Annotated in this window: 1 pseudogene; it reads left to right on the top strand. The window is 59.1% G+C overall.

Annotated features, from left to right (window positions below):
- Positions 1 to 159: 159 nt before the first annotated feature.
- Positions 160 to 443: pseudogene (locus AAEZ03_RS25975) on the top strand (PAAR domain-containing protein); the annotation flags it as partial.

Here is a 443-nt window from a genome sequence, read left to right as displayed (position 1 = left end):
CGTGCTGTGCGGTCCGCGCCATGATGAATCACTGGGAGGGCGGCAAGCCGCGCTGGAAGGCGACTTGTGCCAGTGCCAGTGCCTGCGCCGCGACTGATCCCTGACCAATACATCAGAGGCCAAGTGCTGGGAGATGCCAGAGGGCCTCAGCAGAGTTACATGGCGTATTTGGCTCAGTGGCCCGAATCGCCGACACCTAAAAAAACAGCGCCCGCCAGTGCTGAGCCCGAGCTGGAAGAAGAGGACGAAGAAGAGGAACTGGAGTCCGGCATCACCCTGCATGTGGGCTTGTTCTTCGATGGCACCGGCAACAACCAGGGCAACAGTGAAGCGGCGAAAGGGTGCCTGGCCATTAGCTTGGGTATGGGTGAACAGGAAGGCGCGGATATACGTCAGCATTGCGCGAGCTTTGGCTTTGACGGTAAAGGAAACTCGCCGGATAA

Source organism: Pseudomonas sp. HY2-MNA-CIBAN-0224 (assembly GCF_040310285.1).
In the GTDB taxonomy this organism is placed as follows: Bacteria; Pseudomonadota; Gammaproteobacteria; order Pseudomonadales; family Pseudomonadaceae; genus Aquipseudomonas; species Aquipseudomonas helleri.
This window is presented reverse-complemented; position numbering and strand designations above follow the sequence as displayed.